The 14,045-nt window shown below is 42.0% G+C and carries 12 protein-coding genes and 1 riboswitch; of the genes, 8 read left to right on the top strand and 4 right to left on the bottom strand.

Annotated features, from left to right (window positions below):
* Window positions 1–10: 10 nt before the first annotated feature.
* The 8 genes from BUF11_RS12265 (at window position 11) to BUF11_RS12230 (ending at window position 8,886) form a co-directional block, all read left to right on the top strand.
* On the top strand, window positions 11–1,615 hold the full coding sequence (locus tag BUF11_RS12265) for a DUF342 domain-containing protein (RefSeq protein ID WP_073589155.1): 1,605 nt from the start codon (window positions 11–13) through the stop codon (window positions 1,613–1,615).
* A 13-nt stretch (window positions 1,616–1,628) separates the two neighbouring features.
* The gene (locus BUF11_RS12260; RefSeq protein WP_073589154.1) at window positions 1,629–1,943 is read left to right on the top strand and encodes a hypothetical protein; all 315 of its coding nucleotides are present in this window, start codon (window positions 1,629–1,631) and stop codon (window positions 1,941–1,943) included.
* Window positions 1,944–1,984: 41 nt separating this feature from the next.
* Entirely contained in the window at window positions 1,985–2,632 is a 648-nt protein-coding gene (locus tag BUF11_RS12255) for a DUF6115 domain-containing protein (protein WP_073589153.1), read from the top strand.
* Between the two features lie 29 nt (window positions 2,633–2,661).
* Window positions 2,662–3,309, top strand: coding sequence for an endolytic transglycosylase MltG (locus BUF11_RS12250; protein ID WP_073589152.1), 648 nt, complete (start codon window positions 2,662–2,664; stop codon window positions 3,307–3,309).
* A 231-nt stretch (window positions 3,310–3,540) separates the two neighbouring features.
* Window positions 3,541–3,637, top strand: a riboswitch (cyclic di-GMP riboswitch).
* A gap of 98 nt (window positions 3,638–3,735) precedes the next feature.
* On the top strand, window positions 3,736–4,701 hold the full coding sequence (locus BUF11_RS12245) for a 3-oxoacyl-[acyl-carrier-protein] synthase III C-terminal domain-containing protein (protein ID WP_073589151.1): 966 nt from the start codon (window positions 3,736–3,738) through the stop codon (window positions 4,699–4,701).
* 114 nt (window positions 4,702–4,815) lie between these two features.
* A complete protein-coding gene (hydF, locus tag BUF11_RS12240) occupies window positions 4,816–6,039 on the top strand; it encodes a [FeFe] hydrogenase H-cluster maturation GTPase HydF (protein ID WP_073589150.1) in 1,224 nt (407 codons plus the stop codon).
* Window positions 6,040–6,080: 41 nt separating this feature from the next.
* Window positions 6,081–7,394: an aspartate ammonia-lyase gene (locus BUF11_RS12235; RefSeq protein WP_073589149.1), complete on the top strand. Its 1,314-nt coding sequence runs from the start codon at window positions 6,081–6,083 to the stop codon at window positions 7,392–7,394.
* Window positions 7,395–7,569: 175 nt separating this feature from the next.
* Window positions 7,570–8,886 (top strand): MFS transporter, encoded by a 1,317-nt coding sequence (locus BUF11_RS12230; RefSeq protein ID WP_073589148.1) that lies wholly within the window; start codon window positions 7,570–7,572, stop codon window positions 8,884–8,886.
* 177 nt (window positions 8,887–9,063) lie between these two features.
* Here BUF11_RS12230 and BUF11_RS12225 read toward each other — a convergent pair whose 3' ends face one another.
* The 4 genes from BUF11_RS12225 to BUF11_RS12210 form a co-directional block, all read right to left on the bottom strand.
* Complete coding sequence (locus tag BUF11_RS12225) at window positions 9,064–11,595, bottom strand: ABC transporter permease (RefSeq protein ID WP_073589147.1); 2,532 nt, start codon at window positions 11,593–11,595, stop codon at window positions 9,064–9,066.
* A complete protein-coding gene (locus BUF11_RS12220; RefSeq protein ID WP_073589146.1) occupies window positions 11,595–12,281 on the bottom strand; it encodes an ABC transporter ATP-binding protein in 687 nt (228 codons plus the stop codon). Before BUF11_RS12220 ends, BUF11_RS12225 begins: the two co-directional genes overlap by 1 nt.
* An 82-nt stretch (window positions 12,282–12,363) precedes the next feature.
* The gene (locus BUF11_RS12215; protein ID WP_073589145.1) at window positions 12,364–13,353 is read right to left on the bottom strand and encodes a sensor histidine kinase; all 990 of its coding nucleotides are present in this window, start codon (window positions 13,351–13,353) and stop codon (window positions 12,364–12,366) included.
* Entirely contained in the window at window positions 13,340–14,026 is a 687-nt protein-coding gene (locus BUF11_RS12210) for a response regulator transcription factor (RefSeq protein ID WP_073589144.1), read from the bottom strand. Before BUF11_RS12210 ends, BUF11_RS12215 begins: the two co-directional genes overlap by 14 nt.
* Window positions 14,027–14,045 lie beyond the last annotated feature (19 nt).

The following is a 14,045-nucleotide window of genomic DNA, read 5'->3' as shown; positions in this document are numbered from 1 at the left end:
GGAGAAGAGTATGGATAATAGGAATGGTTATTTTCAACTTGATATGAAAACAGATGGTACTTATGTCAGGCTGATTCCTGGCAAAGAAGGCGGTAAGCCATTGGAATTTGATGCCCTGTCAAAGTATTTGAGTAAGATCAAGATATATGATTATGACGTAAATGCTCTTGCAAGAGCGTTGGCTATATCCAAAGAAAAGCCGGTTGAGTATAAGCTTACAATAGCACAGATGCCGAATGTTAATGAGATGTTAGAGATAGATATATCAATGGATAAGATGTATGCGGAAGGTACCTTTTATCCGCCTTCTGCAGGAGGCAGGAGATTGACGAAGAATGATATAGTTGATGTGTTAAGGAGTGCCGGAGTAAGATATGGCATTATTGAAGATACCATCAATGATCTTATAAAAAGTCCGATATACAATGAAGAAATAATATTGGCCAGAGGGGTAAAGTCGGTGGAAGGAAAAGATGCAGAAATCATCTATTACTTCAACACGGACAAGACCTTAAAGCCAAAGAAGAAAGAAGACGGAACAGTTGATTTTCATCAGCTTGATATGATCAGTTCAATTAATAAAGGGGATTTGCTGGCAGAATTAATTCCGGAGGTCAATGGAAAACCCGGTATGGACGTAATGGGAGGAAGTATACTGCCCAAAAAGGTAATGAGAAAAGTATTAAAGCATAGCAGAGATATTCACTTATCGGATGATGGGTTTAAGATGTTTTCAGATGTCAGCGGTCATGCTGATTTGGTAAATGATAAAGTATTTGTTTCCAATACTTTTGAAGTGCTTGCGGATGTTGATTCTTCTACCGGCGATATTGAATACGAGGGAAATGTTACGGTGAAGGGGAATGTTACATCCGGGTATTCTATCCGTGCAAGAGGAGATATTATTGTTGATGGAGTTGTAGAAGGTGCTAAACTTTATGCAGGAGGGCAGATTGTATTAAAGCGGGGCATGCAGGGCATGAACAAGGGGATAATGGAAGCAGAAAGTAATATTATCAGCAAGTTTATAGAAAATGCTGTGGTAAAAGCAGGTGGATATATTACTACGGAAGCTATTTTGCACAGCACCGTATCTGCCAGGGGAGACATTACAGTTGGCGGTAAAAAAGGCTTTATAGCCGGCGGTGAAATCGTGTCGGGAAATTCTATTACGGTTAAAACGGCAGGCTCTACAATGGGGATTTATACGCTTTTGGAAGTTGGAATAGATCCTAAGAAAGTAGAAGATTACAGAGGTATTCAAAAACGGATAACCACAATTGAAGCAGGTCTTGATAAATTACTTCCGATTATAGATACTTACAAGAGAAAAATGAGTATGGGAGAAATTTTATCACCGGAAAAATTAGAGTATATAAGGATTGCAACAAATAACTGTATCATGTTAAGGAAAGAGCTTAAAGATTGTCAGAATCAGTTTGAACAGTATCGGGCAGAGATCGGCAACAGTGACGGAGGGTGGATAAAGGTTGAAAATATTGCCTATCCAGGCGTAAAAATTGTAATATCCAATGTAAATTATTACATAAAGTCAGAAACCCATTACTCAAAATTTATCAGGGACAGGGCGGATATCAAAGTAATTGGATTATAAAGGAGGTAGTATTATGCCTATAACACCAATTGAAATCGCAACAATGGCACCTAAGTCACAGGAGGTTTCAAACTATAAGCACCATGAAAGCCAAAAGCCTATGAATGATCAGATATTGATACATAATAAGCTGAATCAGGAGGTAGAGCATAACAGTCAGCAGGCGGTTAAGACGGCTAAGGGTGATAACCGGGAATACCGTTATGATGCCAAGGAAAAGGGAAATAACAGTTACGCGGGATCAAACTCAAAGAAAAAGAAAAAAGAAGAAGAATCGAAGGAAAAACCGCAAAAGATGAAAGCCGGTTCTATTGATATCAGGATATAAGCGGCAGATAAAGATATCATATTCTATCTGGAGGATATACTATGGAAGCTATAGCAATCATCCTTATTATACTGGGAATTGCGATTATAATAGTCAGCTGTTTTATGGTGGATAAAACAGATAAAAAGAGCGGCGAATTTGTTCTGGATACTGTACTTGATCAGAGTATGGCTGATTTAAGCAAGGAATTAAAACAAAGATTTGACGAAACATGCCAGGAAACGGCAGAAGGCTATATATTTAAGGCAGAGAATCAGTTAAACCAGCTGTCAAACGAGAAAATTATAGCAGTGCATGATTTTTCCGAGCAGATATTAGAAAAAATTAAGCATAATCATGAAGAAGTTGTATTTCTTTATAAAATGCTTGGAGAAAAAGAAGAAGAGTTTAAGGGTCTCATGAAAAATGCAGACAGGCAGAAAAAGTTGATGGAAGAAAATGCGGCGTTATTAAGAACGGCAGATAATAAAGCCGTACCGACGAAAAAGAATACGGCTGGTGCTAAGAATGTGCCGGATGCAGGAAAATCGGCAGACAATGCAGAACACAGCGGCAATTCCAATCAGAAGATATTAGAGTTGTATTCACAGGGTTTTTCAATTGTAGATATTTCAAAAACCTTAGAGATAGGACAGGGCGAAGTAAAACTGGTAGTTGATTTGTTTAGAGAAAGCGCAAAGCAACAGTAAATTTATTCTTAATGAAGAGGATTGGTGAAATGAAAGACTTTCACACCCTTTATTTAGGAAGTATCGCAAGTAAACTTGCGATATGTATGGGAGATTATATGAATTTAAAATATTATATCAGAGGAATAGGTGTCGGAATACTTTTTACGGCTGTTGTGCTGTCTGTAGCATTTCATGTGTTTCAGGATAAGAAACTTTCAGATGCCCAGATCAGGGAGCGAGCAAAAGAACTGGGAATGGTGGAAAGCACATCTGCAGATCCTTTAAACGATTTACTTGCTACTCCGACGGTAACGCCAACAGACACAGTAACGCCAACAGACACGCCAACAGATACGGTAACACCAACAGAGAACCCAAAAGAGGATAATACGCAGGATTCAAAAGAAAAAGAAGGGACTGTTGATACAGGTAAAGCAGAGGATAGCAAAGAACCAACTGGTGATGGTAAAGAGGCTTTAGCTTCTAATAAGCCCATTGAAATTGATATAACAACAGGGATGACGTCAGAGCAGGTGGCAAGGTTATTAAGGGATAAAGGGATTGTAGAAGATTCCGATGCATTTAACCAGTATTTGGTGATAAATAATTATACCAAGAATATAAAAATCGGTAAGTTTCAATTAGAAACCTATGCTTCCTATAAGAGTATCACAGATTTGATAATTGATAAATGAGAAAATATAAACTTAAGCTCATATGCAGCCAAATGAAATCTGCTTATGGGCTTTCCTTATAGAAAATAAACTGACTAAAGTTTTAGTTACAATGGAGACTAAAATGAAACATAATTTGACTAAGAATGACAAATCTTGCGAAAAATACTTGCTAATCAATGAAATATGGATATAATATAATTGGTAATAGGTAATTCTTACTATTATACTTATAGAATAAAAAATAATATATTGAGATAAAGGCAAACCTGTTGAAAAGCAGGGACGCAAAGCCACGGGCCTAAAACCATTACAGGTAATGTAATTGCAAGGCAGCCGGGCTACCATGTTTAAAACTAGCCATGGCAATTTGGGCTAGCTTTTATTTTTTTAGTATTTATTTTTTAAACATACAATATAACAGGGGAATGTAGATAGAGGAATAATATGGTACAAATTAAAATTATTGATATAGCGGTCAGCCAGGGCTACTTTATTTCTAATCATATTAAAAACAGAAAATTTGTTTCTGAAAAAGTGCAAGGAAATATTGCGGTCGAAGAAGCAGCGGACAGAGGCGGAAAACGCATCATAAACAGGTATAATTGGCAGAACACAATTATGCTTTCTTTGGATGCAATACAGGAGTTGTTTTATAAGACCAATTTATCAGGTGCCGATATGGATATGATTGTATTGTCCAGTCAGCTGCCTGAATATGTGGCACCTGCGACATCAGTAAAAATACATAATGTAATCGGCGGAAAAAAGGAATGTATCTGCTATGATGTTAATTCCAATGGCTGCGGAATGACTTTGGCCTTTGACCAGATATCAAAATATATGTCAGCAAGTCCGCATATTAAGCGTGCACTTTTAGTAGGCTGTGACTATATGAATGTGGAGAAAAACAATCTAGGGGATGCTGCCTGTGCAGTAATACTTGAAAAAACAGAGGAAGCTTGCGGAGTATACGATGCTGTCAGCCTTATCAGAACAGAAGACAATGACAGTTATCAATTTCCTTATTGTGGATTTTCTAATTTATTTATGGTAAGGGAAGGAAGCAAATTCAGATTTTCAATAACGAGGAAAAATTCAGATGTTACGGGAAATGTTGAAGAGTCCATTGCCACAATTCTTAACCGTAACAGCTTGACAATGGATGAAATCGGGATGTATTGTTTCTCACAGGGAAATAAAGAAGGATTGGATTTCATTAGAGAAAGGCTGAAGCTTGAAAAAGCACGCAGTCCTTATATTGGAGATATTTACGGTGATACAGGCACAAGTGCTCCGTTTATCGCACTTTATGAAGCTTGGGAAAAGCACTTGATAAAGAGGGGAGATTATTTTTTGATTTGTGCTTTTGGAAACGGAGCTCAAAATATAACCATGCTTTGTAAATTCTAGACTGTTTCTCAATGCACCTTATGCACCATATACCGGTACTTCTTGATTTGGCATGTGTTTTGTGTTACCATAATGTTCGCATGGATATGTAATAATCACGAAGGAGATGGCAGTATGGGACTAAACGAAACACCCTCCGCAGACCGGGTGCATATAGGCTTTTTTGGAAAGAGGAATGCTGGAAAATCAAGCATTGTTAATAAAATCACAGGGCAGGAGCTTTCCGTGGTATCTGATGTAAAAGGTACTACTACGGACCCTGTCTATAAAGCAATGGAATTACTGCCTATGGGTCCCGTAATGATAATAGATACTCCGGGTATTGATGATGAGGGCTCACTGGGAGAGCTTAGGGTCAAAAAAACCAGGCAGGTATTAAATAAAACGGATGTAGCTGTCATTATTATTGATGCTGTAGCTGGAAAAGCAGTTTCTGACGAAGAACTGATAAAGCTGTTTGAGGAAAAAACTATTCCTTACCTGACAGTATATAATAAGGCGGATTTATTGATAGAAGAAAAGAAGCCGCAAAGTGAAAATGAAATCTACGTAAGCGCGGTTACTGGCAAGAATATAGAAGCGTTAAAAGAAAAAATTGCGGTGCTTGCTCCGACGGAGGATAATAAACTTCGAATTGTGGGAGATATTATTCATCCGTCTGATTTTGTTGTTCTGGTTGTTCCCATTGATAAAGCCGCACCAAAGGGCAGGCTTATCCTGCCCCAGCAGCAGACCATAAGAGATATTTTAGAGTCCGATGCCACGGCCATTGTCGTAAAGGAATATGAATTAAAGGAAACCCTTGAAAATCTGGGGAAAAAACCGAGTTTAGTCATTACGGACAGTCAGGTGTTTGCCAAGGTATCAGCGGATACGAAAAGAGATATCCCCCTTACTTCTTTTTCGATTCTTTTTGCAAGATATAAGGGCCTTTTGAAAGAGGCGGTAAAGGGAGTCGCAGCTCTTGAGAACCTTGAAGAAGGAGATACCATCTTAATCTGTGAAGGCTGTACACATCACAGACAGTGCGATGATATTGGTACAGTAAAGCTGCCCAGATGGATTAAGAATTATACCGGAAAGGAATTTCAATTTGCCTTTACTTCAGGCGGACAATTTCCGGAAGACTTAAGCCCCTACAAACTTGTCGTACATTGCGGAGGCTGCATGCTTACGGAGAGAGAAGTGAAATACCGCCAAAAGTGCAGTGTGGACCAGAAGGTTCCTATCACGAACTACGGCATTCTAATTGCCTATATGCAGGGAATTCTAAAACGAAGCCTGGAAATATTTCCTGCTATATTGGAGGAATTAAACGAAGAAGACAAAGCAATTTAACATATATCAAAAATCTGTGGCGGAGAATAGAGGAGGGACAAATGGAAGATGCATATAATACTCCCTTTAAGAAGGAAATATTCTATGGGGAAGAGACTAAGAAAGCACTTGCGAATTTTGCCCTTAATTATAAAGAGACGAATCTTAAGCTTATCTATGCCATCGTGAAAGTAAAAAAGGCAGCAGCAAAAACCTACAGTAAGCTGGGTGTCGGAAAAGAAGGTATCTACGAAACTGTAGTTAAAGCCTGTGACAGGATACTGGGAGGAGCTTATAAGGAGCAGTTTATAGTGGATGCTCTTCAGGGAGGGGCAGGGACCTCTGCCAATATGAATGTCAATGAAGTACTTGCCGGCTTATCTGAAAAGATATGGATGGAGGAAGGGAAAGAAAAAATCGTTATCCATCCCCTTGATGACATAAACAGGGGACAGTCGACTAACGACGTATATCCCACAGCCCTGCGCATTGCTTCCATTGACCTGATAAGAGAGCTTAGTGATGGCTGTGCCAAGCTGCAGCAGGCCCTTCAATTAAAGGAAAGAGAATATGAAGGAATTAAAAAGCTTGGCAGGACAGAGCTTATGGATGCCATCCCCATTACCCTGGGGGAAGAATTCGGTGCCTATGCCCAGGCGATAGCAAGGGACCGCTGGAGGATTTATAAGGTTGAAGAAAGGCTGCGTCAGGTTAATCTGGGAGGAACTGCTGTAGGGAATGCCAGCAATGCGGACAGAAAATACCGCTTTATGGTAATAGAGGAGCTTAGGGAAATCACCGGAATGGGACTGGCAGCTGCTGAATATCCTATGGATATCACCCAAAACAATGATGTATTTGTTGAAGTTTCAGGCTTACTAAAGGCTTTGGCAGTTAATCTTATGAAGATATCAGGAGATTTAAGACTTATGAATTCCGGTCCTTTTGGAGGAATCGGAGAGATACATCTAAAGCCTCTTCAAGCTGGAAGTACCATTATGCCGGGAAAGGTAAACCCGGTAATTCCGGAGATGGTAACCCAGGCGGCAATGAAAGTAATGGCAAATGATTATGCCATTACTATGGCAGCCTCCCGCGGTGAATTTGAGTTAAATGCCTTCCTTCCCTTGATTGCAGACAGTCTGCTTGAAAGTCTTATGCTTCTTCAAAGGGCTGTTGAGCTGTTCAGGAGCAAATGTATAGAAGTGATGGAACCGGATAAGGAAAGGTGTGAGGCATTGTTAGAAGGCTCTTATGCTTTTGCTACGGCCTATACGAAGATATTAGGGTATGATAAGGTCAGAGATATTATAGCACAGCACAGAGGAAACCCGCAGGCTGTTAAAAAGGCACTGGAGGAAGAGATAAATAAATAGTTTTCTAAAAGCAATTTATCATTAATTTTACGAAAGGTAGGGAAAAAAGTTGAAACTCTGTATTGGCAATGCTCCATGCAAGGTCTGATTCGGACGAAGCTGCATGGAGGATAATTAATTCGTCCGCCGGACTTTGCATTTAGTTTTAGATTATTAAAATTAAAGGAGCAAAGTCATGATACAAAATTTAAAAATAACAATAAAAGAACTTCATATATTTCTGATTTTATGGATTACCCAGGCCTTTTCGGGGTTAGGCAGTTCTATGACGAGTTTTGCCTTGGTCATATGGTCTTATCAGCAGAAAGGTTCTGCACTTTCAACCTCACTGCTTGCAGTCTGCTCTTATTTGCCTTATGTTTTGTTTAGTATTTTTGCAGGTGCATTAAGTGATAAGTGGAATAAGAAAGCAATTCTGCTGGTCTGCGACAGCTTTGCGGCAGGAAGTTCAATAATAGTCCTGCTTCTTCTGACATCCGGAAACCTTGAAATCTGGCATTTATATTTATTAAATGCTTTTAACGGGTTAATGAACACAGTTCAGCAGCCGGCAGCGGATGTGACTATGAGTATCCTGGTACCATGCAAGCATTACCAGAAGACAAGCGGTATGCGTTCTTTTTCGAATTCCCTGGTTACGTTGCTGGCTCCTGTACTTGCAACTGCCATTCTTGCATTGACCAGCATGGAAGCCGTAATCATTTTTGATTTATTTACTTTCTTTGTTGCTTTTGCCACGCTTCTGATATTTGTGAAAATCCCTGCGATTTCGGACAACGGCGGCAGTGAGAAGGAAACACTCATCCAATCGGCAAAAGGCGGGCTAAAGTATCTGAAAGATAACAGGGGGATACTGGATTTGATGCTGTTTCTTGCAGCAATCAATTTCATTGCATCAATTTATAATGCAGCGCTTCCTGCCATGCTGCTTTCAAGAAAGGGCGGAGGTGAAAATGTCCTTGGGATTGTGAATGCCTGTACGGGTCTTGCTACACTGGCAGGCAGCATACTCATGACATTTATGCCTGCACCGAAAAACCGTGTACGGGTTATATTCAATTCGCTGCTCTTTTCCATGAGTACGGAAAACTTCATGCTGGCTTTCGGAAAGAATGGTGCCGTATGGTGCCTGGGAGCAATTGCGGGATGGCTGTTTATCCCTGTGATGGGCGCTAATATGGATGTAATCTTTCGCATGAAGATTCCCGCCCACATCCAGGGGCGGGTGTACGCAGCACGCAATACCCTGCAATTTTTCACGATTCCGTTAGGGTATTTATCCGGCGGTATATTAGTTGACCGTGTATTTGAACCATTTATGAAAATGCAGCCGGACAATAGTTTTTGGATTACACTGTTTAATAGCGGAAAGGGTTCGGGAGCGGCCATGTTATTTATGATAATTGGTTTTGCCGGAATGATTGTATGCTTAATTTTCAGAAGAAATAAAAATATCTGGCAATTGGAAAAGACAGATAAACAGCAGGAATAGTAAAGAGGATAAATAAAAGGCTTCCCATAAGAGTGCTATCTTAGGGAAGCCTTTTTACTTTCATTCTCATAATTGTTTAGCACACAGCCGAACGATTACCGATGAATTGTAAATAATCTTTATTGGAGGATTTGCTTTTATTTTTTGATTTTCTATCAAGTCAATATCGATTTTGAATCAATCCATGTCATCCCGCAGCGCATCAATAATGTTTTCCTTTTTAATCTTACCGGTAGCATACAGCATTGTAATAAAAACGATAAAAAATACGCTCAACATACCGATTAGCATACTACTCCACGGAAATTCAAAATGGAAATTATCCATCCTTTCTGCGTTCATGATTACTTTGTAAATCAGCCACGAGATGATTCCTGCTACTGGAACCCCGAATAACAACGTCCTCATGCCATAAAAGACACACTCAAAATTCATCATCTTATTGAAACCACGCTCAGACATTCCCACAGAGCGGAGCATGGCAAGTTCACGCCGCCTCAGTTTGATATTTGTAGAAATCGTATTGAACACATTGGCCACCGCAATCAACGAGATCATTATGACAAAGACGTAGGTGAACACATCAACAACAAATGTTACACTGCGATATTGGTCAACTACTCCATACAAATTGTATATGGTATACTCGGACGTAATTCCTGCACTCTGAATCATTGTTTCCATTTCAGCTACCGACTGTGAGGGATTTTCTGACCGGAAGGACAAGCCCAATTTTGCAGGTGCATTAAGAGTGTCAAATTGCGATTTCATCTGGTAAGGGGCAACCGCCATCAAAACGTAGGGTTTCACCTCGGATGACTGTGCAGGAAGAGTATCCACTGGGTAGGTATCTACAAGAGTCGTGTGGATTGCTTTCGTCTGTACCCCAGATTCAGAGATCAACGTAAAATCCATAGCGCGGGTTGCAAATATATCGGCCAGGGATTTATCTTTGGCTACGACAATCATTTTAGCGCCCTGGCCGGTATACTCCTCTGTGGGCAGTCCGAGGCTTTCAATAAAGTTCTGATAGATACTGTCCTCAATAAACTGAATATCCATCGAAAGTCCCACCGTTTTGCCCGTCCCATCATAACCGGCTGTTTCCTGATAACTGTCTAAAAAATCGTTTGTATTCACCTCGCATGAATAGGTCGAAATTGCCTGATAGGAACTTTCGTAAACTCCATCAGCGGTTTTCAATTCGTCATAAAGCTGGAATAGCTTACTTTCATCCATGTCCTGCGTGTAGAAACAAATGTCATAGTCAAAGTCCATTGTGTATTGTTTCGCAAGCCGTTTCAGAGTTGTTCCAAAAGCACTTCCGGATACAAACAGCACGATGCTTAAAGTAAGAGACAGCACAACGCTGCGATAGCGTTTTTTGTTTCTCCTGAAATTCTTCAATGCAAGTGTTCCCTCCAAACCGTAAATACGCTGTGTGAGCTTTGATGTTTTGATGGCCTTCAATTCGGTTTTAATCTCGTTGGTTTGGCGGATACACTCCATCACGGGAGTGGCGGCAGCTTTCTTAGCTGGAATATAGGCCGAGAGCAGAATTGTAATCAAGCTGACTGCTGCAGCCACAACCAGTGCGGGGACAGATACCGACAGGGTCAGGGGGACAGTGGTGCTGATAATAGTGCTGAAGTTGCTTGCAACAATAGGAAGTATCAATTCAATACAGCCTATGCCGACCAGAACACCAATCGGTATGCCGATTGCACCAATGCAAAGACCCTCAAATAACACCGAATTTCGCAGTTGTTTGGCAGTGGAACCCACCGACATGAGAATGCCAAACTGGTGTGTACGTTCGTTCAGAGAGATATGGAACGAGTTATAAATCAGGAAAATTGAGCCTACCATGATGATGGCAACCAAAATACCGCCAACCGAGTACAACATTGTATTGAATAGTTTATTATCCGAGGCACCCAAAAAGCGCAGCACATCATCATTCAGAACATACGCGCTCGTTCCGGCTGCGCCGCTTGCATAAGCCTTGACATTGTGCGGATTTTTAAGCGTGACAAACAGGCTGAAGTTGTCCGCCTGATCCGCTGTGTCTGCTTTTGTTATCAGGGTATATCCCGGTGCGGAATGTTCTTCAAATCCCGGTCGGTCGCAGATACCCACAACCGTGTAGGTTTTCTCCGTCACAGGTTCCAGCATTTCCTCCCCAGCGCGATAAGAATCGTGCTGGGTGAGCGTTTCACCATCTGCCTCTCGGTTCCCGACCGCGAGGGTAAGGATATCGCCTACAGAAATTCTAACGTCGGCCTTGGCTGCAATGTGGGACGGAACAAGAACTTCGCTGCTGTTTTCCGGTAGTCTGCCGGAAATAAGGGTGATGGGCAGGGTGTCAAAGGTTTTGTCATTGAACCCAGAAATAAAGAGATAGGGTTTTTCTGGGCTTTTCGCACCATCAAGCATGGCATAGCCGATATTTTCAAATGCCGCGGTATTTGAAACTTCATTGTCATCCGCTCGCTCATGCACGAAGGAGGAATCCACATCCACAAACTCAACATGCCAGTCACCGTATTTCGCAATTGAACCGTTTGTCAGATAATTTAACAGAGAAGTGCCAAAAGTGGCGACTGCCGTAATCATAGCGGCTGACAGAACAACTCCGATAATCGTTACGAATGTGCGCGTGCGGCTCTTTTTCAGGCCTTGCAGGGCAACTTTATTAAAGATATTCATTATAGTGCCACCTGCCTCTCATCCCGCACCACTTGTCCGTCTGCGATGGTAATAATGCGGTCTGCCTGCAAAGCGATGTTTTCATCATGGGTGACGAGAAGCAGGGTCTGCCCATATTTTTTATTGCTTTCTTTCAGCAGTTTGATGATTTCATGTCCATTTCGGCTGTCCAAGCTGCCCGTGGGTTCGTCGGCAAGCATGACCGCCGGGGCGTTCATCAAAGCGCGACCGATAGCAACACGCTGCTGTTGACCGCCCGAAAGCTGATTAGGCAGATGCGTTTTGCGTTCCTGTAGCCCCAGCAGCTCCAGCAGATTGTTCAGGCGCTCCTTGTTGATCTTCCGCTTATCCATCAGGATGGGCAGAGTAATATTTTCCTCCACATTCAAAGTAGGAATAAGGTTGTGAAACTGATAGATCAGCCCGACCTGCCGCCTGCGGAAAATGGCAAGCTTTTCGTTGCTCCCCGCATATATGTCCTGCCCATCCAAATACACCTTTCCGCTTGTCGGCACATCCACACCTGCAATAGCGTGAAGCAATGTGGATTTACCGGAACCGGAGGAACCGATGATTGCAGTAAAATCCCCCTTCTCAATGGTAAGAGAAACATGGTCTAACGCAGTGACTTGGTTATCACCCTTGCCGTAGACCTTGCATAAATTTTCAATTTTCAAAAACTCCATTATGTGAGCCTCCTTTTTCATGTTTTACCCATATAATAGAATTTTCAGCTTACATCTCTGTGACTTTCAGGTGAGAGATTCGTCACTTTGGGAAACGAATGGCAAATATTGCGCCGCCCTGCGGGTGATTTTTGGCGGTAATCGTCCCGCCCTGCCGTGTTATAATCGTCTTGCAGAGAGCCAATCCAATCCCGTATCCTGCAACGCCTGCATTTTTCCCACGATAGAACCTGTCAAACAGGCAGAGTAAATCTTCTTTTTCAAAGCCCGCGCCGCTGTCGTGGATGGCAATCTCGGTAAACAGTGAATTGTCCTCACAAACAATCTCGATCTTCCCGTTATCGCCTGCGCTTTCGATACAATTTTTGAGAATGTTTTGAATTGCTTCCGAAAGCCAGCCAGAATCACCCTGAATGAGTATCCCTTTTGGCACGTCTGTTTGCAAAGCAATATCGTGCAGTTCCATTGGAATCAAAAACGGGTGAAGAGCAGCGCTTATCAAAGTGTTCGCATCGATCTGCTCGCTTTTGAACACCACAATGCCCGCGTCCAGGCGGGATAATTTCAGCAGGGAAGTAAGCAGCCAATCCATCTGTACAAACAATTCCTTTGTTTCCCGTATCAATGCTTTCCGTTTATTTTCGTCAGGGTTATTCTCTAACAATGACAGAATAAGGTTTACGGATGTGAGCGGAGTGCGGAGTTGGTGGGCTATGTCGGCCAGAGAATCGGAAAGATGTTCTTTTTCTTTTTTTAGTGCGTCGTTTTGCTCCCGAATACGCAGCGTCATTTTTGTTATCTCGCTTTGCAGAATGGAAAGTTCACCCTCATCCGATTCACAAATATACAGACGGTCAGCGTGATGAAGTACAAGGTCGATTTGATCTGAAATTTGTGCAATGCTTTTATAGCGGGCTTTGGTAAATGTAAAAAACGTTGTCCCAAAAGCGGTGACAGAAGCAATGGAAAGGATTCCAGCCAACGTATTGATTGCAAATCCCAGCATCACAGTGGCGGCAGCTATTAAGGAGAAGAAAATGGAAAATTTTCGAAACTCTCTATTCCGAAGCATACCCATCCCCCAATCTATATCCCGTCCCGCGAACGGTCAAAATGATTTGCGGGTTTGGAGGGGTGTTCTCTATCTTCTCTCGCAGGCGTTTGATATACACGGTTAATGTGTTGTCATTGACAAACTCGCCCGCAGCATCCCACAATTCGTCAAGCAGCCTGCTCCTTGTGATAATACTTTTAGGGTTGTTAATAAACACCAGCAGCAAGCGGTATTCTAAGGCTGAAAGAAAAATCTCACTGCCGCCCTTTTTCACAACGCCGCTTGCCATATCGACATGAAGCCCGGAGATTTCAAAAGCCGATGGAGAGCATCCGCTTTTTCGCAGGGCGGTTCTGATTCGTGCGATCAGTTCACGCGGACGAAAAGGCTTGGTGATATAGTCGTCGGCGCCCATGTTCAGCCCGGTAACAACACTCGCCTCATCGCCGGAAGCCGTCAGAAAGATAACGGGAATATCCCCTGTTTCTTTGATTTCGGTGCAAACCGTAAAGCCATTTCCGTCAGGCAAGGAAATATCAACCAAGGCCAAGTCAAATTTATTCCCGGCAAGCGCGGCAAGGGCTTCACTCTGCGTAGGGGCGTGAGTGACTGCAAATCCCTCCGAGCGGAGCAAAAGCATAAGGTTTTTGGCGATTGCCTTATCGTCCTCAACCAAAAATATCCGTTTCATTTATTTTCACCATCCTTTA

It is taken from the genome of Anaerocolumna xylanovorans DSM 12503 (assembly GCF_900143645.1).
Taxonomy (GTDB): Bacteria; Bacillota; Clostridia; order Lachnospirales; family Lachnospiraceae; genus Anaerocolumna; species Anaerocolumna xylanovorans.
Note: the sequence above shows the minus strand (reverse complement) of the source record. Positions and strands in the feature narration are given on the sequence as shown.

Excerpts from the sequence above, each read along its gene's own strand:
- BUF11_RS12215 (WP_073589145.1), bottom strand. The coding sequence starts at position 13,353 with ATGCTTCGGAATAGAGAGTTTCGAAAATTTTCCATTTTCTTCTCCTTA.
- BUF11_RS12220 (WP_073589146.1), bottom strand. The coding sequence starts at position 12,281 with ATGGAGTTTTTGAAAATTGAAAATTTATGCAAGGTCTACGGCAAGGGT.
- BUF11_RS12255 (WP_073589153.1), top strand. The coding sequence starts at position 1,985 with ATGGAAGCTATAGCAATCATCCTTATTATACTGGGAATTGCGATTATA.
- BUF11_RS12265 (WP_073589155.1), top strand. The coding sequence starts at position 11 with ATGGATAATAGGAATGGTTATTTTCAACTTGATATGAAAACAGATGGT.
- BUF11_RS12210 (WP_073589144.1), bottom strand. The coding sequence starts at position 14,026 with ATGAAACGGATATTTTTGGTTGAGGACGATAAGGCAATCGCCAAAAAC.
- BUF11_RS12245 (WP_073589151.1), top strand. The coding sequence starts at position 3,736 with ATGGTACAAATTAAAATTATTGATATAGCGGTCAGCCAGGGCTACTTT.
- hydF (WP_073589150.1), top strand. The coding sequence starts at position 4,816 with ATGGGACTAAACGAAACACCCTCCGCAGACCGGGTGCATATAGGCTTT.
- BUF11_RS12230 (WP_073589148.1), top strand. The coding sequence starts at position 7,570 with ATGATACAAAATTTAAAAATAACAATAAAAGAACTTCATATATTTCTG.
- BUF11_RS12225 (WP_073589147.1), bottom strand. The coding sequence starts at position 11,595 with ATGAATATCTTTAATAAAGTTGCCCTGCAAGGCCTGAAAAAGAGCCGC.
- BUF11_RS12260 (WP_073589154.1), top strand. The coding sequence starts at position 1,629 with ATGCCTATAACACCAATTGAAATCGCAACAATGGCACCTAAGTCACAG.
- BUF11_RS12250 (WP_073589152.1), top strand. The coding sequence starts at position 2,662 with ATGAAAGACTTTCACACCCTTTATTTAGGAAGTATCGCAAGTAAACTT.
- BUF11_RS12235 (WP_073589149.1), top strand. The coding sequence starts at position 6,081 with ATGGAAGATGCATATAATACTCCCTTTAAGAAGGAAATATTCTATGGG.